The organism is Sporocytophaga myxococcoides DSM 11118, assembly GCF_000426725.1.
Lineage (GTDB): Bacteria > Bacteroidota > Bacteroidia > Cytophagales > Cytophagaceae > Sporocytophaga > Sporocytophaga myxococcoides.
The window spans coordinates 144,327-167,095 of sequence record NZ_AUFX01000006.1; the positions used below are offsets into that span (position 1 = coordinate 144,327).

Here is a 22,769-nt window from a genome sequence, read left to right on the forward strand (position 1 = left end):
CCCACAAACAGGAAAAGACCTGACTAAGTTGCCAGGCCTTGAAATTATTTTTAAGGCTGTTAAAGGTAATCTTACCTTATTTAATTTCAACTTCAGCTCCAGCCTCTTCTAATTGTTTCTTTAGAGACTCAGCTTCTGCCTTAGGTAGACCTTCTTTAACAGGTTTTGGAGTAGAATCAACTAGATCTTTAGCTTCTTTCAATCCAAGACCAGTAAGATCTTTAACTAATTTCACAACTGCAAGTTTAGCAGCTCCTGGATTTTTAAGAATTACATCGAAAGCTGTCTTTTCAGCAGGTGCTTCAGCAGCAGCTCCACCACCTCCAGCTACCATTACAGGAGCAGCAGCAGCAGGCTCGATACCGTATTCATCTTTCAGGATTTGCGCAAGTTCGTTAACTTCTTTAACAGTTAAATTTACAAGTTGCTCAGCGAATGCTTTTAAATCTGCCATTTTATTATTTATTTAAAAATTACTAATTTGATTAATGTTTATTTTTGTACAAAGTATTTCTGAAATATTACTCTGGTTTTTCAGAAAGAGTCTTAACGATTCCAGCAAGTTTGTTTCCTCCGCTTTGAAGAGCTGAAACAACATTTTTAGCAGGAGATTGAAGTAATCCGATGATATCTCCAATAAGTTCGTTTTTAGATTTAAGATTGCTAAGAAGATCTAGAGTATCTTCACCGATAAACAATCCACCATCAATAGAAGCTCCTTTAAGGGTAGGTTTATTAAACCCTTTTCCACCTTCTTTATGATACTCTTTCAATAGTTTTGCTGGTGCATTTCCTGCATCTGCAAACAGAATTCCTGAGAAGCCTTTTAACACAGCCTGGTTAAAAGGAGTATAGTCAGTATTAAGGTTAGCCAAAGCTTTCTTAATCAAAGAATTCTTTACAACTGTGTATTCAATACCTTTTTTGTAACACAATTTTCTGAACTTATTAACCTGCTCAACAGAAAGACCTGAAGCATCGGTTATATAAAAGTAATTCTTCGAAGCAAATTTTTGGCTCAACTCTTCAATGATCTGAGCTTTTTGTTCTTTAGTCATTTTCTTATATTCCTGAAATTGAACTCTTATCAACTGTAATACCAGGGCTCATTGTACTTGACAATGAAACACTCTTAATATAAGTACCTTTAGCTGAAGCAGGCTTCAATTTTGAAATTACCTGAATTAGCTCATTAATATTATCCTGGATTTTGTCAGGAGTGAAAGATACTTTACCAATACTGGTATGAATAATTCCGTATTTATCAACTTTGAAGTCGATTTTACCTTGCTTAATTTCTTTAACAGCTTTTCCAACCTCAAGAGTTACTGTTCCAGCTTTAGGGTTCGGCATTAAGCTTCTTGGACCAAGAATTCTACCTAATTTACCAACCTTTGCCATTACTGTTGGCATAGTAATGATAACGTCGATATCTAACCAACCTTGCTCAATCTTAGCAATGTAATCATCAAGACCAACGTGTTCTGCACCAGCATCTTTTGCTTCCTGAGCTTTGTCAGGAGTGCAAAGTACCAGAACTCTAACATCTTTACCAGTACCATGAGGTAGCGCAACAACCCCTCTCACCATTTGATCTGCCTTCTTAGGATCAACTCCTAATCTTACATCTATGTCAACAGAAGCATCAAATTTTGTGAAAGTAATTTCTTTAACTAGTTTAGATGCATCTGCAAGAGAATATTCCTGCTCAGGGTTATATTTAGCAATTACTTGCTTTTGTTTTTTTGTAAGTTTTCCCATGTCAATTTCCTATTAAGATTCCCAAGGAGCTTTACCTGTAATTGTTATACCCATACTTCTAGCAGTTCCGGCAATCATCTTCATCGCTGAATCAATTTTAGAACAATTTAAGTCTGGCAATTTAGTTTCAGCGATAGTTTTAACCTGATCCCAGGTAACTGATCCTACTTTATTTCTGTTAGGTTCTGCAGATCCTTTTTTTGCTTTTGCCGCTTCCATTAAAAGAATTGGAGCTGGAGGAGTTTTAATAACAAAGTCAAAAGATTTGTCTTTGTACATTGTTATTAACACCGGTAATAAAACACCTGGTTTATCTTGTGTTCTAGCATTAAACTGCTTACAGAACTCCATGATATTCAAACCTTTACTACCCAATGCTGGACCGATTGGAGGAGATGGATTTGCGGCTCCGCCCTTTACCTGCAATTTCAGATATCCGCCTATTTCTTTTGCCATTTTACTGAACTTTTTCTACTTGCATATAATTCAACTCAACAGGTGTATTTCTTCCGAATATTTTCACCATAACATTGAGCTTCTTTCTTTCTTCAAATACTTCTTCAACAGAACCAGTAAATCCGTTGAATGGACCATCCATCACTTTAACCAGCTCTCCCACTATAAAAGGAGTTTCTAGTTTTTCTTCTCTTTCATCAACTTGGTCTACTTTTCCTAGAATCCTGTTAACTTCAGACTGTCTTAATGGTACCGGTTTTTTGGAAGCTGCTCCGGTTTCACTAGATCCAAGGAATCCAATAACCCCAGGAATACTAGTAATAATGTGCGCTGCTTCTCCGTGATTTATATCTGCTTGAATTAGTACATATCCAGGGAAAAAATTTCTCTCACGTACCCTCTTTTTCCCATTTCTCATTTCATAAACCTTTTCTGAAGGTATCAAGACCTGAGGAACAAACTCTTGAAGATTCTGCCTAACGATTTCGTTTTCAAGATAGCTTTTTACCTTCTTCTCTTGTCCACTTACCGCTCTGACAACATACCACTGTAATTGACTCATCGATCTATCCCCCTTTTAGAAGTTTTCGTAAATGAAGGACATACCGTTTTTAAATAAATAATCGATCAATCCGATTATTAGTGCAAAAATGATAGAAGCAACCAGAACTAGAACAGTACTTCCTTGAAGTTCACTGAACTTCGGCCAGGAAACTCTGCTTCTGATCTCTTCAACTGACTCTTTTAGAAAATCTATTACCTTTTTCATTTTTGACTTATTTTCCTGTGCACGGGTGGAGAGATTCGAACTCCCATCAACGGTTTTGGAGACCGCTATTCTACCCTTGAACTACACCCGTTTAACAATACACCCCTGAAAAGGGAGTGCAAAGTTAGAGAATATGTTATAAATAAACAAGTGCGTTCTCGAAAATAATTTTCAAAAACGCACTCTTATTTATTTTTTTACTTATTTTAAAATTTCAGTTACCTGACCAGCACCTACTGTTCTACCACCTTCTCTGATCGCAAATCTTAATCCTTTCTCCATCGCAACAGAGTTGATTAATTTTACAGTGATTGTGATATTGTCACCAGGCATAACCATTTCAGTTCCTTCAGGAAGGATGATTTCGCCAGTAACGTCAGTTGTTCTCATATAGAACTGAGGTCTGTATTTGTTAAAGAATGGAGTGTGTCTTCCACCTTCTTCTTTTGAAAGAACGTAAATCTCAGCTTTAAATTCTAAGTGAGGAGTTACAGAACCTGGCTTACAGATTACCATTCCTCTTCTAATTTGATCTTTCTCAATACCTCTTAGAAGTAGACCAACGTTATCTCCAGCTTCTCCTCTGTCAAGGATTTTTCTGAACATCTCAACTCCAGTAACTGTAGACTTAAGGTTTTCAGCACCCATACCAAGAATATCAACAGCCTCACCAGAGTTAATGATACCTCTTTCAATTCTACCTGTTGCTACAGTACCTCTACCAGTGATAGAGAATACGTCTTCAACTGGCATCAAGAAAGGAAGCTCAGTCATACGTGGAGGAATTGGAATATCTTTATCAACCGCATCCATTAGCTCTTCAATAGTTGCTACCCATTTAGCATCACCGTTCAACCCACCAAGAGCAGAGCCTCTGATAATAGAGATTGTATCACCTGGGAATTCGTAGAAGCTAAGTAGTTCTCTAACTTCCATTTCAACAAGGTCTAGAAGTTCTGGATCGTCAACTAAGTCAACTTTGTTCATGAAAACAACAAGAGCAGGAACACCTACCTGACGAGCAAGAAGAATATGCTCTCTAGTTTGAGGCATTGGTCCGTCAGTAGCAGCAACCACAAGGATAGCTCCGTCCATCTGAGCAGCACCTGTAACCATGTTTTTCACATAGTCAGCGTGACCTGGACAGTCTACGTGAGCATAGTGTCTGTTAGCTGTAGCGTACTCCACGTGAGAAGTATTGATAGTAATACCTCTTTCTTTTTCCTCAGGAGCGTTGTCAATCTGAGAGAAATCTCTTTTCTCTGCTAGACCTTTTTCTGACAATACTTTAGTGATTGCGGCAGTCAAAGTTGTTTTACCGTGGTCTACGTGACCTATAGTACCTATATTCACGTGAGGTTTGGAACGGTCAAAAGTTTCTTTAGCCATATTTGAAAATCCTCGGTTTTATTGTTAATTTATAATTTTATAATTATTTTAAAATGCGATAAAGGAATTTGCAATCTTAAGCTGACTTGCTCTAGAGTTTGAATTTTAAGAGCCAGTGACGGGAATTGAACCCGTGACCCCTTCCTTACCAAGGAAGTACTCTACCCCTGAGCTACACCGGCTTAAGAGCAACTCTCCAGGAAGCTCAAAAAATTGAGCGGGAGACGAGGCTCGAACCCGCGACCTACAGCTTGGAAGGCTGTCGCTCTACCAACTGAGCTACTCCCGCTTTTAATTAATTTGGCTAGTCTGAGATTTTTCCCTTCTCAGAATCGAAATTGGTCCGCAAAGTAAACAAACCATTTTCAATTCCCCAATTTTTCTCGAAACTATTTTTAAATAAAATATATTGTGGGGAGAGAAGGATTCGAACCTTCGAAGTCAGATGACGACAGATTTACAGTCTGTTCCAGTTGGCCACTTTGGTATCTCCCCAAACTTTTTTGAAAACTTCCTTTTCAAATCAACCTTTTAAACTTGCTGTTTTAAAAAATTGAGCTGCAAAAATAGGTGCTTTTTTATTTAAGTCAAATTTTCGCACCTATTTTTCTTGCTTTTTTTTAAAATATTCTTCAGAATCCTAATTATCAACCATTTAAACTTGTAACTTTTTTTGTGATTATTTTTATTTAAGCATTTGAAGATAATAATTTGCAGTATTTCTGATTACTTCATGCTTATTCGTTTCAGAAATTTTCTTTAACAATTGTTTCCCGTCATTCTTTTCTTCTTCCGGAAGTATAGCAAGATATTGGCTAAAATAACTCAACAATGCATAAACTCGTCGATCTTCTGATGTTTGCATATTCTTTTTAAACCATAAGTATCTTGATGTGTCCTTCACATTTATAAAATAACTGGCCAAAGGGATGATTATATTAATGTTATCAATAGATTCAAATTCCGAAATCCTTTTTTCAATATTTGAATCCTTAGCCTTCAACAAACTGGAAAGCGACGCCCCAACAACGGAATAAGCTTTTTCATCCAGTCCTTTATAATACATATCTACAAATCTCTTATTATCATAGGAAGACAATAAATAGATAGCTTGTGCCCTGACAGCAGGCTTAGTATCAGAAGCTGCTATTTTTTCAAGGTCAGGTATATAATTTTCAATATTTGGAATAACATATTTTGAAAACTGATCTAGCGCAAAGTCCCTTATTCCCCAAAACCTGTCATTTAGTGCCCCTTTTAAAAGACTTTCAAACTCTTTAGTCTTAAATTTCGCCTGAGCTAATTCCTGATTTTCAGCTTTACTCAAATCAAAATAAGCAACCAAGGCATCTTTTCTACCAAAATACCCATCAGAATTCTTAAACTGAAAAATAAGTTGTTCATCGGATTTTTCATGCGACTTTTTAGACAATACTTCATTATCAGGATCAAAGTGTACAAGATTGGGTTGGGCAGGACAAGGCAGAGAAAAATCCTGCTTCGCTTTTGTAAGTTCGAGACGATAGGTGTTTTTGACTCCATTTACCCATACATCCAATCTAAATGGTATTCTATAAATTGGAGTCCGTAATGTATCTTGTTGTTGCTCAATAGATATATTCAGCATCCCACCATTATACTGACTTTCAATTTTAAGATCTGGATGGCCAGGAGCTAAAAACCATTGATTAAAGAACCAATTCATATCTGTTCCTGTAACTTCTTCAAAAGCAAGTCTCAAATCATGGATTTCTGCAGGTTTAAATTGGTTTCGTTTTAAATATAAATTCAGAGCTTCAAAAAATGCAGAGTCTCCAACTACCTTTCTCAGGGTATGTAAAACCCTTCCTCCTTTATTATAGCTATGTCTGTCAAACATATCTTCCCTATCGAAATAGTGAAATCGGATTAAAGGCTCTTGTTTTTGCTTTGCTTCATCAAAATATTGCTTTTCTTCTGTTTCTGCATGTTGATCTGCTTCATCCTTTCCATATTTATAATCTAACCACAGATATTCAGAGTAATTTGCAAATGATTCATTTAAAGGCAAGTTAGCCCAAGACTCTGCAGTGACAAGATCACCAAACCAGTGATGAAAAAGTTCATGGGCAATGATCGGATCCCAGCTTTCATCAAGTAACTCTCTGTCAGTAGATTGGAGAGCTTCCATAAAAATTGTAGCAGAAGTATTCTCCATAGCACCTGAAACATAATCTCTTACTACAACCTGTGAATATTTATCCCAAGGGTACTTATAATTAAGTAATGATGAGAAAAATGCAATCATTTCCGGTGTATTTCCAAATATATCTTTAGCGTATTTTCCATATTGAGGCTCTACATAATAATTGATCTTCAAATTATCCCAATCAAATCGGGTGTCCTTCATATGATCCTCTGTAATTGAATATTTTCCTATTGCCATCATAAAAAGATATGGTGAATGGGGAAGATCCTGCTTCCAGTAAAAGGTGTTGGTTCCGTCTTTATTGGCTTTCTGATAAACCAGTTCCCCATTAGAAAGAACATTAAATGCAGAATCAACAGTGATAAACATCTCCTGAGTAGTTTTTTCATTTGGAGAATCAATAGTAGGAAACCAGCATGAATTGGATTCGGTTTCACCTTGTGTCCAAATCTGAACAGGCTTTTCCGGATCTTTGCCATCAGCGTTTATAAAATACAATCCTCGATCATCAGTGATTGCTTCGCTCCCACCCTTTTTAAGTTCATTGGGTTTTGCAGTGTATTTAATCAGTATTAGAAAAGTGTCTTCTCTTTGATAGATCTTATCAAGAGTAATATCTAGCTTTTCTTTATTGTACAGATATTTTAATGGAATTACAGAACGGTTCACCAGCTCTACTGAATGAATATCCATTCCTTTTGCATCCAACTCAAGTTTGTTTTGAGGATAAAAAAGAGGTTTAAAAGTTAAGTAAGCAACACCATTAAGGTATTGGTTCTTCCAGTCGAATGAAACTTCCAGTTTAGTATGAAGCAGGTCTACCGGCCTGGTCCGTGAAGGTTGATAAGGACCTTTGCTTGTCTTAAAAGTGGGAACATTTTTTTTCTCCTTTTCAGCGACCTGTATAGTTTTATCATTTTTCGTCAATGATTTACAAGAAAATAATAGCAGCAAAAGGGATATCAGAAGGAATCGCCCTGTTGAAACAGAAAAACTCATACTCAGTTGTTTTTTGATTGATTTAATTATATTTAAGAACGAAATAATGTTGAAATGTTAAAAATAAAAACTAGTAATCAAAATTTTATTGAGTTTCGAAAAGAAGGAGACAAGCTTATTCTTAATGGAAGTCCTTTAAACTGGGACATTTCAGAACTGGCTTATCAAAAATCTTATCATATTATAAGAGAAAACAAAAGCTATTCTGTGGAAGTATTAAAGTTCGACAAAGAGCAAAAGATTCTTTTTTTAAGAATAAATGATAAGGAACTTCAGATTGAGATTCAAGATACAAGAGATCTAATGCTTGAAAAACTTGGAGTCAACAATAAGAGGTCAGAAACACTCAATGACATAAAAGCCCCCATGCCAGGGAAGGTTTTAGAGATAAAGGTAAAAGAAGGTCAAACCATTGAGAAAGGAGAACCGGTATTGATCCTTGAAGCGATGAAGATGGAAAATCTGATTAAATCTCCAGGGGCTGGTATTGTTAAAAGCATTCAGATAAAGGAAGGACAGAGTGTCGAAAAAAATCAGGTACTGATCAGGTTATAATTTAATTATTAGATAATCATTATTATATTTGCCAAGTTTGCGGTAAAATATCTTCTGAAATGAAATACAAAAGAATTCTTTTAAAACTAAGTGGAGAAGCATTGATGGGAAATCAAAAGTACGGTATAGATCCGGAAGTTCTCATGAGATATGCAAAAGAAATAAAGGCTGTAAGTGATAAAGGTGTTCAGCTGGCAATAGTTATCGGAGGAGGTAATATATACAGAGGTGTTGAAGCTGCTGCTACAGGCATAGACAGAGTTCAGGGCGACTATATGGGTATGCTTGCTACTGTGATAAATGCGATGGCACTTCAAAGCGCGCTAGAAAATATTGGTCTTTACACAAGATTAATGTCTGGAATCAAGATTGAACAAGTTTGTGAGCAATTTATAAGAAGAAGAGCAGTGAGACATCTTGAGAAAGGACGAATTGTAATTTTCGGAGCAGGTACAGGAAACCCATACTTCACAACAGATTCAGCAGCAAGCTTAAGAGCTATTGAAATTGAAGCTCAAGCTGTTCTTAAAGGAACGAGAGTTGATGGGATTTATTCATCAGATCCGGAAAAAGATCCTACCGCAACAAGGTTCTCTAATATTTCATTCAAGGAAGTATACCAAAAAGGTCTTCAGATCATGGATATGACAGCCTTCACCCTTTGCAAGGAAAATGGTTTACCAATTATCGTATTTGATATGAATAAGCCAGGCAATCTTCTGAAAATTGCGGAAGGTGAAGATGTCGGTACACTGGTAACAATGTAATTTTATTATATAACCTATTTTTCCAAATGGAAGAAATTCAATTATACCTGGACGAAGCAAAGGATTCAATGCAAAAAGCATTGAAGCACACCGAAGCTGAATTCGCTAAAATACGTGCCGGCAAAGCAATGCCGTCAATGGTTCACGGAGTCTCTGTAAGCTATTATGGTATTGACACTCCGTTAGAACAAGTGTCGTCAATCACCACGCCGGATGCAAAGACGATTTTGATCAAGCCTTTTGAAAAAAAATTAATCTCTGAAATTGAAAAGGCCATTAAAGACAGCAACCTGGGTTTTAACCCACAAAATGACGGGGAAAACATCAGAATCACTTTACCTCCACTTACTGAAGAAAGAAGAAAAGCTCTTGTAAAACAAGTAAAAGGTGAATCTGAGAGTGGTAAAATAGCTATTCGTAATATTAGAAAAGACACTAATGAAGAACTAAGAACTCTTCAAAAAGAAGGTGCTTCTGAAGATGAGATTAAAAAAGCCGAAGAAAAAGTGCAGACTTTGACTAATGACTTTATTGCAAAAATAGATCAGGTTTTAGCTAAGAAAGAAGCTGAAATAATGACTGTTTAATTCAATATTTTAACGGTAGAGATTTTTATTTTTAATAAAAGTCTCTACCTCTTGAGTTATCATATATTTTACTGAAAAATTTTTTTTAATTGACTGCCTGATGTAGGTGGCAGAAATATCCAGCAAGGGAGCTTCCACAAACCTTACATTTTTATGATTTTTCAATTCACAATCACCTGAATCAGGTCTTGGATAAACATACAACTCAAAATATTCTAATATACTGTTGTAATTTTTCCATTTAGGAAGCTGACAAAGATTGTCTTCCCCGATGATAAGCACAAATTTATTTTTAGGAAATTTCTCCTGAATATAGGTTAGAGTATCAATTGTAAAACTAGGCCTCGGTAAATGAAATTCCACATCGCTTACACGAAATTTCGGATGGTCCATAACAGCCAGATTCACCATATCGTACCTGTCAAACTCATGTATTAAAGTATTATTTTTTTTCAGAGGATTCTGAGGCGTGACCACATACCATACTTCATCCAGGTCGGCATGCTCAGCCATTACATTTCCTATAATGAGATGACCGATATGAATGGGGTTAAATGAACCGAAAAAAAGACCTACTTTCATGAAGCACTTATCTATCAGGCTTTTTTGGGAAAACTGATTTTTCCTGCAAGAAAATCATCAACTAACCGCTGAGCTTCCTTTAAGGCTTCTTCCAAATCATTATTGACCAAAGTTATATCAAACTGATTTTCAAAACTCATTTCAAATTTCACTTTGAATAATCTTGCAGAAATACTTTCCTCAGTATCAGTTTTTCTTTCTCTCAGTCTTTGTTCTAAAACTTCCATAGATGGGCACTTTACAAAAATTGCCAATGCTTTATCTCCATAAAACTTTTTAAGGCTAAGGCCGCCTTTAACATCCACATCAAATACAGCACTTTTCCCATCACTCCAAATTCTGTTAATTTCAGATTTTAAAGTACCATAAAATTGGCCAGGGTATACTTGTTCCCACTCAACAAACTCGTCTTGATCAATTTTTTGTTTAAATTCTTCCGGGGTGAGAAAATAATAATCCTTTCCGTAAGTTTCATTACGACCTCTTTTATCACGCGTACAAGCGGATATAGAGTATCCCAGATTATTATTTTTTGCAAGCAAATGCTTGACAATTGTCGTTTTACCAGATCCAGAGGGAGCTGAAAAAATGATTAATTTGCCATCGTCCATAGACAAATTTAAAAACTTTCATTCAATTTATCCTTAATATTCGCTATTAAGGCCGAAGGAACAGGCTTTTTTTCAATTTTACTTTTTAAAACCTCCTTTACATTTTTATCAATATTATAGCTTTGATAACAAGGCATACATTCTTCTATATGTTTTTCCAGAAATTCTTTCTGATTATAAGAAGCCTCACCATCAATTAACAGGTGAAGTGTTTGCATGCACTCATTGCATTCAGAGATTTTATTTCCCTTATCCATTCGAATTAAATTGTTCGCAATCATACGGAATTTTTCTTATTTGTTATAGCCCATTGTACCTGCATAAGTTTTCAACTTTTCTTTTAATAAGTTTCTAGCTCTGTGCAATCTCGACCTTACCGTACCAATTGGTATATCAAGAATTTTAGCCATTTCTTCGTAAGTAAATCCTTCAAGGTCGCAAAGTATAATGATAGTCCTGAAATCTACCGCCAACGCATTCAAGGCAGTGGCAACTTCATCCCCGATCATCTCCTGCAAAGATTCTATCCTAAGGTCGGTAGTGATGCTTTCATCCACATCATCAGAGTTATAATAAGACTCTACCTCCTGATAATCAACCTTTGAAGGTTCTTTACTTTTCTTTCTAAAATCATTAATAAAGCTGTTTTTCAAAATTCTGAACAGCCAGGCTTTAGCATTGGTACCTTGTTCATATGAATTAAAGAATCGATATGCTTTTAAATAGGTCTCCTGTACAAGATCATTTGCATCGTCTTCATCAAGGGTCAAACGATAAGCAAAATTATAAAGAGAATCAATCAAAGGCATAAACTCCTTTTCAAACTGAGCATCCTTCTCCGCTTTGCTTAAATCCTTTCTTATATTTTCTCTATTCTCTTCCATTTAAAGTATTATTTATAATTTTACTTAATGAATAAAGTAATTATCGTACCATATTTACGATTCCTTAAAGTAGAACATCAAAATTTCTGCAATTGTTGTGTTTGGATTCACATAGAAGACAACGCTCTAATTATCAAACATTTTTAAGTATAGAAAATATTTTATCACCCTTAATTAATGGATTCACAAAACCGATATTATTTAATTTTTGTAAGAATATGCCTTTTTGTCATAGTAGCTGGCATTTTTACTATGGATAGCATCCATATCCTTGCAAATCAAGGAATATTAGTCCTGACAGGATTGGCTTTACTTTACTTTATATTAAATATCAGAAACTTCCATATCTTCCTGGTTGAAAAAAAATTTTCCGTCTTTTTTATAATTTTTATTGCTTTTATTCTTAGTCTGCTCCGAACCGATCCAGAAAATCAAAAATATGCTGCTCTGCAATTTGAGCTGCATTATCAATTTCTTGCGTTGCCATTTTTATTTTCTGTGCTTCCTCCATTTCCCAGGAAATTATATTATGATATTTTCTTCCTCTTCCTGGTTATTGTATTTGTTTGTGCTTTGGGAAGTACTTCAATTTATTTTCAAAATAAAGAATATTTCGACTGGGCTTATGGTAAATCTCAACTTATTCCTACTCCTGTCAACCATGTCCGCTTCAGTCTCATGGTCACATTTTCTATATTCCTTTCATATTATCTTATAGAAAAAGACTACTTTAAGGATATTTTTTTCAAAGGGTTAAATATAATTATACTTATATTTTTAATCTTTTATCAGCATTTGCTAGCAGTTCGGTCAGGGTTAGTCGCTTTTTATGTTGTTTTGGTTTTAATTACCTTCTATCTATTAGCATCAAAAAATTTCAAAAAAGGCATACTCCTATTCATCGGCGTGATTACATTGGTTGGAGTCTCATTCTTTTCTCTGAATACCCTAAATAATAAATGGGGGTATACAAAGTATGACTGGAATCTGAGTGACATTAAAGATAAAGCTAACAATTATTCCATCGGCAAAAGACTGGTTTCCCAGCAGGTGACGTTTCAACTTTTCAGGGAACATCCAATATTTGGAGTTGGAGAAGGCAATATTGAATCTGAAGTAAGAAAAGGATATTCCAAAAATTTTCCATATGTAGAAGCGGAAAACAGATTAAGTCCACACAACCAATACCTCAGAACATTAGCAGCTAGTGGCTTTCTGGGCTTTATTATCTTTATCTCCTGCTTCTATTTTCCATTATTTACAGATAAAAACTATAGATCCAGAATTCTTCTGGCCATATATACTATCACTTCAATATCGTTTCTTTTTGAAGATACCTTTGAAACAAAGACAGGTCTTACTTTCTGTTTATTCTTTATTATGTTCAGCCTTCACTATACAAAAGCTTTAAGGGTGGATGTCAATCAAAGCCTGACTTAAGGTATACTGATAGAATTTGATTTAATTATATTTTTGCAACTGAATTTAAAAGAGGGTTGACGAAACTCTTATAATATATGAAAAATATTCTGATAAGCAGAACTGATAATCTTGGAGATGTGGTACTCACATTTCCTCTCGCTGCATATCTTAAACAATACTTCCCAGGCTCCAGGATTCTTTTTCTCGGGAAAAAATATACTGCAGATCTTATAAAAGCTTGTAATTCTATTGATGAATTCATTTCTAAAGAATCGCTTTTAGATGATCCATCTTTACTAAAATCAAAGAATATAGAGGCTGTCATATTCGTGTATCCAGACAAGGACGTGGCAAAAATCTGCAAACAAAGCAGGATACCTGTCCGAATTGGCACTAGCCATAGGATATTTCACTGGTTATATGCCAATAAAAAAGTAAGCTTTTCCAGAAAAAAATCTGATCTCCATGAAGCTCAATTGAATTTCAAATTACTTGAAGGCTTAGGAATAACAGTAATTCCTTCAATTGAAACTTTAGGTACTTTACTCAATGTGTCTCCTAAGTCTGAAATACCGGAAGCTGTTAAATCAGAACTTTATAGTGCAAAGAAAAAAATAATATTGCACCCTAAGTCCAAAGGAAGTGCAAGAGAATGGCCTCTTCAAAACTATTTTTCCCTTGCTAAAAGATTAATTTCAGCTGGCTATACTCCTGTTATTTCAGGTACAAAAGAGGAAGGCCAGAAAATGCGAAATGAACAAGAAGACTTCTTCTCTTTACCTGAAATGATTGACCTTACAGGCAAAGTCAGTTTAGGTGAACTCATTTCCGTAATTTCAAAAGCTGATGGACTTATAGCTTGCAGTACCGGACCTTTGCACATTGCATCTGCTTTGGGAATCCCTACAATAGGATTCTATCCTTCCATAAAACCGATGCACGCAGGAAGATGGAAACCAATAGGCAAATATTCAACAGTATTGTCTCTTGATAAGTACTGTGTGGACTGTGCAAAAGGAGGAAATTGTATTTGCATAGAATCATTGAAAACAGAGCAAGTTTTTGAAATATTAGAGGGTTGGAACAAATGAATCAGAAAAGTATATCAGTAGTCATACCAAATTACAACGGCAGAAAACTTCTCGAAGAAAACCTTCCTTCAGTTTATAAAGCTCTTGAATATTGCAAAGCAGAGTACGAAATCATTATCGCAGATGACTGTTCCACTGACGACTCCGTTGCATTTCTAAAAGATAGATATCCTGAAATTATATTGCTCATTAATGAAGTAAACAAAGGATTTTCTCCGACTATAAATCTTGGAATTAAAGCAGCCACTAAGGATCTGGTCTTCGCACTCAACAATGATGTTATGCTGACTCCGGAATATTTTGTGGATCAATTTAGGTACTTTGATTCGGAAAACACATTCGGAGTAATGGGCAAAATAATTGGACTGACGGATCACAAGACCCAGGACACTGCAAAATACCCATATATTAAAGGCGCTACTATTAAAGGTACAATTAACTATTCCCTTGAAAATAGTTCAAAGTCATTCTGGATTCCGAGTTTCTTTTTAAGTGGGGCCAATAGTCTTGTCGATAGGAAAAAATTATTTACACTTGGTGGATTTGATGAAATCTATGCCCCTTTCTACAATGAAGATCTGGATCTTGGCATAAAGGCCTGGCGTTTAGGCTGGAAATGTTACTATGAACCGGAGGCTGTGTGCCTGCATCCGAACAGTGCCACAATTTCTAAATATCATAAAAGTAAAAAGATAAAAGTTACCTCTTTCAGAAATAAAGTGCTTTTACATTTAATTCATTTGGAAGGACTTTACCTGTTTTTATATAATATTCAGTTGTTTTTTAACCTGGCGCTCAAAATTCTTTCCTTTAAGTTTTATTACATCACGGCTTTAAATGAAGTTGCTCTGAGAAAAAAAGATATTGCAGCTACCCGAATGAAAATTAATGAATTAGGAAAATTTTCAGGGACAAAAAAATCATTACCTGCTGTGGTAAAGGAAATAAGAAGGCAATTAAGCGGGAAAAAGATCATCAAATTCTAAAGCAGACAGGCTGTTAGAGAGAAGACCTCCATTAAAGTGGATATAATTTAATAACTTTGTTGAAGTTTATATTTTAGTTTACTAATTAATATCATGAAAATATACTTAAGGCTCCTTTCCTTTGCTAAGCCTATTGAAAAATTTGCAATTCCATATATATTCTTTGCTGTGCTCAGCATTATTTTCGGACTTTTAAATTTTACACTTCTCATTCCGATATTTGACCTGTTGTTCTCTAATAATTCTGGAGGATCATTAAATAAAGTGACTGAATTACCTTCCTTCGCTTTGAGCTATGATTATTTCAAAGAGGTATTTTATTATTATCTCTACAAAGCAGCTCAGTCTTCAGACCAAAAACTAGCAGCACTTTTTTATGTATGTGGTGTTATTTTCACTTCGGTTTTACTATCAAATTTATTTCGTTATCTGTCTCAGATCGTGCTTGAGGACTTAAGAATTCACACCCTTCTGAATCTGAGAAAAACAGTATTTAATAATGTATTAAATCTACACCTGAGCTATTTTTCAAATGAGAAAAAGGGTGATATAATGGCGAAAATTTCCGGGGATGTTCAGGTAGTTCAAGGATCGATAACAAACACTTTAATTGTTTTCTTTCGTGAACCGGTAACGATCATATTTTATTTCTTCGCACTTTTCAAACTATCAGCTTCTCTAACATATTTTACAATTTTCTTTATTCCGGTATCAGGATTGATAATAGCGACAATTGTCCGAAAACTGAAACGAGCTACTTCTGATGCTCAAACATCTATGGGAATTATGCTGAGTATATTGGATGAAGCACTTACAGGATTACGTGTTATCAAAGCATTTAATGCTTTATCATATGTTCAGGATAAATTCCACCAGGAGAATATCAGATACTCAACCGCATCCAGAACGATGGTAAAGAAAAACGAACTTGCCTCTCCGGTATCTGAATTGATGGGAGTTACGGTGGTTGTTGGAATCCTTTTGTATGGTGGCGCTATGGTATTGGAAGGAAACAATTCTCTGAAACCTGAAGAGTTTATCGCTTACATTGCCATCTTCAGCCAGGTGCTCAGACCTGCAAAAGCTATGACCGGTTCATTCTCTCAGATACAACATGGTATCACTGCTGGAGAAAGAGTGCTTCAATTAATTGATACAGAGCCAGCAATAAAGAATAAACCAAATGCTACAGAACTGAAGACCTTTGAAAATGAAATTTCTTTTGAGAATGTTAAGTTCTCTTACGACGAGCATAAAACGATTCTTAATGGTGTAAACTTTAATTTACAAAGAGGTAAAACCATAGCATTGGTAGGCCCTTCAGGTGGAGGAAAATCTACTATTTCAGACCTTATTCCAAGATTTTATGACCCTACAGAAGGTTGCATAAAAATTGACGGTACTGATATTAAAGATTGCACTGTTGAATCTGTGAGAGATCTGATGGGTATAGTAAATCAGGAATCTTTGTTATTTAATGACACCATCCATAATAACATTGCATTCGGAAAACCTAATATGTCGAGGGAAGAGGTTATTCAAGCTGCCAAGATTGCTAATGCTCACAACTTTATTATGGAGTCTGAAAACGGATATGATACTGTTATCGGTGACAGAGGGGTTAAGTTGTCTGGTGGTCAAAAACAGCGTTTGAGTATAGCCAGAGCTGTTCTAAAAAACCCTCCTATCTTGATTCTCGATGAAGCTACTTCAGCTCTTGATACAGAATCTGAAAAACTGGTTCAGGATGCCCTAAACAACCTGATGAAAAACAGAACCACATTGGTGATTGCACATAGGTTGAGTACTATTCAGAATGCAGACGAAATACTGGTAATTGAGAAAGGTAAAATTGTAGAAAGAGGTACTCATCAGGAACTGCTGATGTTTGAAGATGGAGTATACAGCAAGCTGACGACTATGCAAGCTTTGTAAGCTGAAAGCAGGAAGCGCAAAGCTGAAAGTATTAAAAGTGCTTTCAACTTTGAGCTTTCTGCTTCTATGAAATATATTAATCATTTTTAGAAATAAGATTTTGGAAGTATTAAATCCGATAACCTCGAGAGCTATTTCGGGAAAGCAACTTTTTCCTTATAAATATTCTATTTGTACGTTGGTTACTAATCCTGATGAATATCAGGAAATGCTTCAGTCTTTTGTAAATGCAGGATTCAATACTTCATTTTGCGAGTTTCTGCATATTGACAACAGCCAGAACAATGCTTATGAAGCATTTTCCGGACTAAATAAATTCCTTCAGGAAGCCCAGGGAAAATACATTATCCTTTGTCACCAGGATATTCTTTTGAACTATGATAACCTTGAAGTGCTGGAACAGCGCATTGCTGAAATAGAAGCTAAGGATCCAAAATGGGCTATCATTGGTAATGCGGGAGCTGTTGGAATTAAAAATAAAGTATACAGAATTACAGAGGGCGATGGGGTTTTTCGCAAGTGCGGCCACCCTCCTGCTAAAGTTGTTTCAGTCGATGAAAATTTCATATTGGTAAAAAAAGAAGCCAACCTGGCTCTTTCAGGAGACTTGTCCGGTTTTCATCTTTATGGAACAGATTTATGCATTATTGCCTCAATATTGGGATACAATGCTTATGTTGTCAATTTTCATTTGCTGCACAAAAGCAAAGGCAATGCAGACAAAAGCTTTTTTACGATAAAAGAGAACCTGATAAAAAAATATTCAAAAGCTTTTGAAGCAAGGTTCATCGAAACTACGATGACTAAATTTTTCTTTTCAAGTTCCCCTGCCCTCAACAAACTCATGAATACAGGCTTCATGATGTTCTGGATTCGTCAGTACTTTAAGTTTAAATTCAGAAAAGATCTGAAAAGAAAAATTCAATAAAGTCAATATTTATAGTTTTAATGTTTAATGGTTGCAGCTTTTAGAAGTTCCAATTCATTTGCACTTGTCGTTTCACAATCATCAAATTGAGTGCAGGTTTCTAATGTATTTTCCTTGTCCTTAAGCCTATAAATTTTAATCCAATCTATAATAAAATGCTGAGGAAATTTTACATCAGAAATAGAAGGTGAATTACCCAGGGCAAGGTTAGCAATCAAATACATCTCAGCTGAAACAGAGGGTACGTGATCCGTAACTGTCCGAATTTCCTTACCATCAATATAAAATACAAGCTTATCTTTTAGCCAGGCAACAGAGAAAGTGTGGAAGTCATTGAAAAAATCAGGTTGTTTTTCACAATATTCAGTAAAACAACTCTGCCTGTTTCGGCTTCCATCGCACCAGAAGACATTATTCGTTCCGCATTTGTAATTATTACCCCAATATTCAAAGATGTCAATTTCTCTATAACCATCTGTTTGTTGAGAACAACCACCGTTCCACATCCAAAATGCAGGCCATAAAGATTGTTCTCTACCTTCAGGCATTTTACATTTTATTTCAAACAAGGTATTCCCTTTTACCATATTTTTAAAGTGAATCCAACCAGAAGCATAATTATAAGTAACACCATTAGAGCCTTTTTCAGGCTTGGGAAGAGGCTGAGCAGTAATCACCAGATTTCCATAAGAAACGGACAACTGGTTCCATTTATAAATTTGTAATTCGTCCGGTCCGTGATTGTCACTAAACAAATACCAATTGTCTGACAAATCTTTGACAGAACCATTGAAGTCATCCTGAAAAGATAAGTTCCAATCATTGTAATTAATTACACAAGGCTGCTTTGAAGATTCTTGCCGCTTGTCCTGTGCTACTGCGTCATATTTTATATCTGTTGAAAATTTGGTTAAAGACTGTTGACCAAAGACTATCTCCGACCATAAAAATAAAACAAGGATCTGAACAAGGATTTTCTTCATTTCTAAATTCTGCAAAGTTCATCTTCACATATAACCCCTTCCTTTACAAATCCATTATTTTATAATCCAACTATCTATATCACAAGCACTACTATCCTATCAGAAAGCGATGGTGTAAAACTTTTCCTTATCCAGAATATTTTGTAATTTTACTAACTGATTATTCGTTTTTCGGTGATATTAATCTTTATCCCCAAAGGATATGGTAAAAAAGTTCTTATCAATAGGATTCTGTCTCACATTACTTTTATTTTCATTTACTCCCTTAGAGCGTAAATCTATTAGGGTGAAGACAATTGTTATTGATCCAGGCCACGGAGGAAAGGATCCTGGATGTCTAAAGCACAAAACCAGGGAAAAGGATATAGCGCTTGATATCAGTTTAAAAGTAGGTCAACTGATTCAGGAAAACATGCCGGATGTAAAGGTTGTTTTCACAAGAAAAGATGATCGGTTTGTGGAACTTCATGACAGGGCCGGTATTGCTAATAAAAACCATGCAGACCTTTTTATTTCAGTTCATGTGAATTCCGGACCATCTGGTATGCATGGAACCGAAACCTATTGCATGGGACTTCATAAGACCGAACAGAACCTGGAAATTGCTCAAAGAGAAAACTCTTCTATTCTGATGGAAGATGATCATAAAGAAAACTATGAAGGGTTTGATCCTAATTCACCTCAATCTTATATTCTGTTTTCATTGTTCCAGAATGCTTTTATGCAAAGCAGTATGAAGCTTGCCCATAAGATTGAAACAGAATTTCAACTGAGCAATAAAAGACATAGCAGAGGAGTAAAACAAGCTGGTTTTCTGGTATTATGGAAAACTTCTATGCCAAGTGTGCTTGTTGAAACAGGGTTTATCACTGATACTGCTGACTACAAACTACTCAATTCAGAATCAGGAAGGTTTGACTCCGCCTGGGGAATTTATAGTGCTATTGAAGATTACAAAAAGGATATTGAAGGGTCTGGCTTGGAGGAATAAGCAAACTACCTTTTTTCAATTTTCGGATTTCTTCATCGGAATTTAGTTTTAAGAAGAAACATAAACTCTCCATTTTCCGGTCAAACAAGTCTTTTTCCTATCCATAAGAAAGCTCTTACCCAGGATTACTTTATACCTCTTACCCATTTTATTGCTTATTTTTTCTTTAAAAGGGTGTTTTCAACAAAAAAAATCGAAATGTAATTTATTCAGGTTAAAATTTGGGTTCAAAAATCCAATGTAATAGCTCAGAGGTCAAATGTCCGAGCTTTTTGCTCAAAATTCCGAGCTCTGAGGTCAAATGCCCGAGCCTTTTACTCAAAACTCCGAGCTCTGAGGTCAAATGCCCGAGTTTTTTGCTCAAAACTCCGAGCTCTGAGGTCAAATGCCCGAGCTTTTTACTCAAAACTCCGAGCTATGAAGTCAAACGACCGAGTTTTTTGCTCAAAACTCCGAGCTCTGAGGTCAAATGCCCGAGCTTTTTACTCGAATCTCCGGACTCTCTATCAAACATTAAATGATTTCCAAGGTTATTTCGGCCTAAAAGTGATTTACAAATGGCTAAAAACTCCCTTAATTATATATAGTCATCTTAAATTGGACAATCTAATTCCACTTTTGACTTTACAAGGCTATTGAAGAATTGATGAATCTGTTTTAGATGAATAGATCAGATCATCATCGCTATCATTTTCCAGCTTTTCCAAAGCAGAGTAAACTTTAGCCTTTGACAAGGATAAAGGTTTTCTCTGTTTGAAAAGAGATATATTTTTCAAATCATCAACCAATTGACTTTTAAGATTTCCCCATAAAGATTCTTTTTCTATCTCTACACCTTCTTTAAGATTTGCTAAAATTCTAAAGCTTAAAACACCAAGGATTACGGAGAACACAAAAGGGAAATCCCACGACTGCAAGCTTATAAAATGAATTGCCTCCTTCATATCAGGGCCAGAATAGTTAAAGCCTATAGAAAAATCCTTCAGAGTAAAATAACCGGAAACCATTCCGGACAATAATGGACCAAAGCCGGCAAATATGGAATTACTCATATTCATAGAGATAAGAAAGACAGATCCCTTTCCCTTAGGAGCTAGCTTTAAACCGATATTCCCTACAGCCAGAGATATTCCTCCGTTGGCTATACCTATCATTATATGAATAATCACCAATAAAGGCAAAGTAAATAAATGCTTTGCAGGAAATGTGGTATAAGTCCAGGCAAGAACCGAAAGCATGTATAGAGGGACACAAATCCTCAATACAGCCTTATTATTTAATGTATCAGAATATTTACCCCAGAAGCCAAGAGATAAAATAGTGACCAACTGAGCAAGTACAGTAAGCCCGATTACGATACTGACAGGATACTGAAGCTGGCTTAGCAGATAGACTGAAAAAAACGGTGTAGCAAAATTTGAAGCCAGGTTCCATAGAATGGTAAAACCAATAAGTGTTCTCAGATTTTCATTGGCAAAAGGTCTTGTCAATTCTTTAAATGAGAAAACAGGAAATTCTTTCATTTCTGGTTCGTGAGTTTGAGAAAGCAAAAAGGTACTAAGCAGTCCCAAGCCACCTGCTACCAGGAAAAAGCAACCAAACACAAATCTCATCATTTCATGTCCTGCAAAATGATCAAGAACAAATCCGGTTAAAAAGGACACCGCAACTGCGAAAGCCTGAGCCCACCTGATTCTGCTACTAAAAAACCTTCCCAGCTGATCTGAAGGAATAAGATCATGCATCCACGAAGTCCAGGAACCTCCTGAAATTGCCCCAACAAAATTGTGAACAAACATTACCCCTATCAGAAGATAAATCAACCAGTTTCCCTGTGAAAATAAACATGCGAATCCCAATATCAGCAAAGGGAATCTGCCTAGAAATGAAAATAAGACACAAACCTTCCTTCTGCTCTTTATTTTATTTAGAAACCAAACCGAGAACAACTGAAACAGATTTGCAAAAACAGGAATACAGGCAAGCAAACCAAGTTGCAAGCCCGAAGCACCTAATAATAATGCAAAAGCAACTAATACAGGACCGCCGCTGAAACCGGACATGGACTGAGAAACGATACCATCTGAAAGTACCAGTTTCTTCGCCCTTTCGATTAAGAGAGAATTATCTTCCAAAGCTGAATTAAACTGAATGTGGGAACACAGTTATGAACGATAAAAAGATTCAAAAAATTTCCCAAATATGGCATTGACAAGAAAAATTCTAATGGCTATATTTACTATAGAATTGGATGATATAACAGTAAGGGATATAGGCTTTGTTTTTAACCTAAAAAATAAATTACCGATATGAAAACCTTGAAAGAATTTTTAAAATCAACCGTTATCAATTTATGCATATTCAGCACTACATTAGTAGCTTTTTATGCAAGTGCCATGTTCTTCACAATACTTCTTTTGGAAGAATTTTACTTCAACCGTCCCAACCAGGTTTTAAGAGAGGATTTTGAAGTACTTATTCAGAAGCTTCATAATGCCCCGGAGATTCTTAGAGAAATTCTTTATCCCAATCAAAATGACAGTGGCATAAAAATCGTAAAAGAGGGATTTTAAGCACACCTAACATTTCATGCGTTTCCTTGTTGTATTTTCAAAAGGTAAAATATGGAAAACCCAGAATATTTTGACGGACCAGAAAGCGAGGATCTAGGTGATATTGAGGATTCTAAGTTTGGCAGAAAAAGGCAGAATCTGGAAATGCTACCGATTCAAGAGCTTAGAAAAAGAGCAGAACTAAGAAAGATCAAAGATTTTGAAACCCTTAATAAGCAAAAGCTTATAGAAGCACTCCATAAGTACGAGGAATCAAAGCAAAAATAGTAAAGCGCAGGAATCCGACAGCAGGTTATTTTTGTTCTCAATATT

Annotated in this window: 25 protein-coding genes and 4 tRNA genes; 11 read left to right on the plus strand and 18 right to left on the minus strand. The window is 35.6% G+C overall.

What is annotated here, in order from left to right; genetic code table 11:
• Nucleotides 1-76 precede the first annotated feature (76 nt).
• The 12 genes from rplL to K350_RS0109200 form a co-directional block, all read right to left on the minus strand.
• Nucleotides 77-454 carry a 50S ribosomal protein L7/L12 gene (gene rplL, locus K350_RS0109145; protein WP_028979654.1) on the minus strand — a complete coding sequence of 126 codons (378 nt, stop codon included), beginning with the start codon at nucleotides 452-454 and terminating at the stop codon, nucleotides 77-79.
• Between the two features lie 67 nt (nucleotides 455-521).
• On the minus strand, nucleotides 522-1,058 hold the full coding sequence (rplJ, locus tag K350_RS0109150; protein WP_028979655.1) for a 50S ribosomal protein L10: 537 nt from the start codon (nucleotides 1,056-1,058) through the stop codon (nucleotides 522-524).
• A 4-nt stretch (nucleotides 1,059-1,062) separates the two neighbouring features.
• Complete coding sequence (rplA, locus tag K350_RS0109155) at nucleotides 1,063-1,761, minus strand: 50S ribosomal protein L1 (RefSeq protein WP_028979656.1); 699 nt, start codon at nucleotides 1,759-1,761, stop codon at nucleotides 1,063-1,065.
• 12 nt (nucleotides 1,762-1,773) lie between these two features.
• Nucleotides 1,774-2,217 (minus strand): 50S ribosomal protein L11, encoded by a 444-nt coding sequence (gene rplK, locus K350_RS0109160; protein ID WP_028979657.1) that lies wholly within the window; start codon nucleotides 2,215-2,217, stop codon nucleotides 1,774-1,776.
• A gap of 1 nt (nucleotide 2,218) precedes the next feature.
• Nucleotides 2,219-2,779, minus strand: a complete 561-nt coding sequence (gene nusG / locus K350_RS0109165; protein WP_028979658.1) for a transcription termination/antitermination protein NusG — start codon at nucleotides 2,777-2,779, stop codon at nucleotides 2,219-2,221.
• Between the two features lie 15 nt (nucleotides 2,780-2,794).
• On the minus strand, nucleotides 2,795-2,986 hold the full coding sequence (gene secE, locus K350_RS31965; protein ID WP_028979659.1) for a preprotein translocase subunit SecE: 192 nt from the start codon (nucleotides 2,984-2,986) through the stop codon (nucleotides 2,795-2,797).
• Between the two features lie 20 nt (nucleotides 2,987-3,006).
• Nucleotides 3,007-3,077 (minus strand) — tRNA-Trp (locus K350_RS0109175).
• Between the two features lie 110 nt (nucleotides 3,078-3,187).
• Nucleotides 3,188-4,375 carry an elongation factor Tu gene (gene tuf, locus K350_RS0109180; RefSeq protein WP_028979660.1) on the minus strand — a complete coding sequence of 396 codons (1,188 nt, stop codon included), beginning with the start codon at nucleotides 4,373-4,375 and terminating at the stop codon, nucleotides 3,188-3,190.
• 110 nt (nucleotides 4,376-4,485) lie between these two features.
• Nucleotides 4,486-4,557: transfer RNA gene (locus tag K350_RS0109185), tRNA-Thr, on the minus strand.
• 34 nt (nucleotides 4,558-4,591) lie between these two features.
• Nucleotides 4,592-4,664 (minus strand) — tRNA-Gly (locus tag K350_RS0109190).
• Nucleotides 4,665-4,787: 123 nt separating this feature from the next.
• Nucleotides 4,788-4,870 (minus strand) — tRNA-Tyr (locus tag K350_RS0109195).
• Between the two features lie 190 nt (nucleotides 4,871-5,060).
• Nucleotides 5,061-7,562: a M1 family metallopeptidase gene (locus K350_RS0109200; RefSeq protein WP_028979661.1), complete on the minus strand. Its 2,502-nt coding sequence runs from the start codon at nucleotides 7,560-7,562 to the stop codon at nucleotides 5,061-5,063.
• A 54-nt stretch (nucleotides 7,563-7,616) separates the two neighbouring features.
• Here K350_RS0109200 and K350_RS0109205 point away from each other — a divergent pair, with 54 nt between their 5' ends.
• The 3 genes from K350_RS0109205 to frr are packed head-to-tail and all read left to right on the plus strand — an operon-like array spanning nucleotide 7,617 to nucleotide 9,471.
• Entirely contained in the window at nucleotides 7,617-8,117 is a 501-nt protein-coding gene (locus K350_RS0109205) for an acyl-CoA carboxylase biotin carboxyl carrier protein subunit (protein ID WP_028979662.1), read from the plus strand.
• Between the two features lie 59 nt (nucleotides 8,118-8,176).
• The gene (gene pyrH, locus K350_RS0109210) at nucleotides 8,177-8,884 is read left to right on the plus strand and encodes a UMP kinase (RefSeq protein ID WP_028979663.1); all 708 of its coding nucleotides are present in this window, start codon (nucleotides 8,177-8,179) and stop codon (nucleotides 8,882-8,884) included.
• Between the two features lie 26 nt (nucleotides 8,885-8,910).
• The gene (gene frr, locus K350_RS0109215) at nucleotides 8,911-9,471 is read left to right on the plus strand and encodes a ribosome recycling factor (protein WP_028979664.1); all 561 of its coding nucleotides are present in this window, start codon (nucleotides 8,911-8,913) and stop codon (nucleotides 9,469-9,471) included.
• A 9-nt stretch (nucleotides 9,472-9,480) separates the two neighbouring features.
• Here the strand turns inward: frr and nadD are convergent, their stop codons facing one another.
• From nadD to K350_RS0109235, 4 genes are read right to left on the minus strand one after another with little or no spacing between them, the layout of a single operon-like run.
• Nucleotides 9,481-10,053 carry a nicotinate (nicotinamide) nucleotide adenylyltransferase gene (gene nadD, locus K350_RS0109220; RefSeq protein ID WP_028979665.1) on the minus strand — a complete coding sequence of 191 codons (573 nt, stop codon included), beginning with the start codon at nucleotides 10,051-10,053 and terminating at the stop codon, nucleotides 9,481-9,483.
• Between the two features lie 14 nt (nucleotides 10,054-10,067).
• Nucleotides 10,068-10,664, minus strand: coding sequence for a guanylate kinase (gmk, locus tag K350_RS0109225; RefSeq protein WP_028979666.1), 597 nt, complete (start codon nucleotides 10,662-10,664; stop codon nucleotides 10,068-10,070).
• An 8-nt stretch (nucleotides 10,665-10,672) separates the two neighbouring features.
• Nucleotides 10,673-10,945 (minus strand): zf-HC2 domain-containing protein, encoded by a 273-nt coding sequence (locus K350_RS0109230; RefSeq protein ID WP_081670945.1) that lies wholly within the window; start codon nucleotides 10,943-10,945, stop codon nucleotides 10,673-10,675.
• A gap of 12 nt (nucleotides 10,946-10,957) precedes the next feature.
• A complete protein-coding gene (locus K350_RS0109235) occupies nucleotides 10,958-11,548 on the minus strand; it encodes a sigma-70 family RNA polymerase sigma factor (RefSeq protein ID WP_028979668.1) in 591 nt (196 codons plus the stop codon).
• Between the two features lie 252 nt (nucleotides 11,549-11,800).
• Here K350_RS0109235 and K350_RS0109240 point away from each other — a divergent pair, with 252 nt between their 5' ends.
• The 5 genes from K350_RS0109240 to K350_RS28080 all read left to right on the plus strand — a co-directional run bounded on the left by K350_RS0109240 (nucleotide 11,801) and on the right by K350_RS28080 (nucleotide 17,910).
• Nucleotides 11,801-12,988 (plus strand): O-antigen ligase family protein, encoded by a 1,188-nt coding sequence (locus K350_RS0109240; protein WP_162144150.1) that lies wholly within the window; start codon nucleotides 11,801-11,803, stop codon nucleotides 12,986-12,988.
• Nucleotides 12,989-13,065: 77 nt separating this feature from the next.
• Nucleotides 13,066-14,061 (plus strand): glycosyltransferase family 9 protein, encoded by a 996-nt coding sequence (locus K350_RS0109245; RefSeq protein ID WP_028979670.1) that lies wholly within the window; start codon nucleotides 13,066-13,068, stop codon nucleotides 14,059-14,061.
• Complete coding sequence (locus K350_RS0109250; protein WP_028979671.1) at nucleotides 14,058-15,047, plus strand: glycosyltransferase family 2 protein; 990 nt, start codon at nucleotides 14,058-14,060, stop codon at nucleotides 15,045-15,047. Before K350_RS0109245 ends, K350_RS0109250 begins: the two co-directional genes overlap by 4 nt.
• 93 nt (nucleotides 15,048-15,140) lie before the next feature.
• Entirely contained in the window at nucleotides 15,141-16,982 is a 1,842-nt protein-coding gene (locus K350_RS0109255) for an ABC transporter ATP-binding protein (protein WP_028979672.1), read from the plus strand.
• A gap of 100 nt (nucleotides 16,983-17,082) precedes the next feature.
• Nucleotides 17,083-17,910 (plus strand): glycosyltransferase family protein, encoded by an 828-nt coding sequence (locus K350_RS28080; RefSeq protein WP_051313007.1) that lies wholly within the window; start codon nucleotides 17,083-17,085, stop codon nucleotides 17,908-17,910.
• A gap of 17 nt (nucleotides 17,911-17,927) precedes the next feature.
• Here the strand turns inward: K350_RS28080 and K350_RS0109265 are convergent, their stop codons facing one another.
• Nucleotides 17,928-18,893, minus strand: a complete 966-nt coding sequence (locus tag K350_RS0109265; RefSeq protein ID WP_028979673.1) for a glycoside hydrolase family 16 protein — start codon at nucleotides 18,891-18,893, stop codon at nucleotides 17,928-17,930.
• A gap of 202 nt (nucleotides 18,894-19,095) precedes the next feature.
• Here K350_RS0109265 and K350_RS0109270 point away from each other — a divergent pair, with 202 nt between their 5' ends.
• The gene (locus K350_RS0109270; protein ID WP_028979674.1) at nucleotides 19,096-19,884 is read left to right on the plus strand and encodes an N-acetylmuramoyl-L-alanine amidase family protein; all 789 of its coding nucleotides are present in this window, start codon (nucleotides 19,096-19,098) and stop codon (nucleotides 19,882-19,884) included.
• A gap of 632 nt (nucleotides 19,885-20,516) precedes the next feature.
• Here K350_RS0109270 and K350_RS0109275 read toward each other — a convergent pair.
• The gene (locus K350_RS0109275; protein ID WP_028979675.1) at nucleotides 20,517-22,019 is read right to left on the minus strand and encodes an MFS transporter; all 1,503 of its coding nucleotides are present in this window, start codon (nucleotides 22,017-22,019) and stop codon (nucleotides 20,517-20,519) included.
• A 174-nt stretch (nucleotides 22,020-22,193) separates the two neighbouring features.
• Here K350_RS0109275 and K350_RS0109285 point away from each other — a divergent pair, with 174 nt between their 5' ends.
• Together K350_RS0109285 and K350_RS0109290 are read left to right on the plus strand one after the other, a co-directional pair.
• Nucleotides 22,194-22,457 (plus strand): hypothetical protein, encoded by a 264-nt coding sequence (locus K350_RS0109285; RefSeq protein WP_028979676.1) that lies wholly within the window; start codon nucleotides 22,194-22,196, stop codon nucleotides 22,455-22,457.
• Nucleotides 22,458-22,508: 51 nt separating this feature from the next.
• The gene (locus tag K350_RS0109290; protein ID WP_028979677.1) at nucleotides 22,509-22,724 is read left to right on the plus strand and encodes a hypothetical protein; all 216 of its coding nucleotides are present in this window, start codon (nucleotides 22,509-22,511) and stop codon (nucleotides 22,722-22,724) included.
• Nucleotides 22,725-22,769 lie beyond the last annotated feature (45 nt).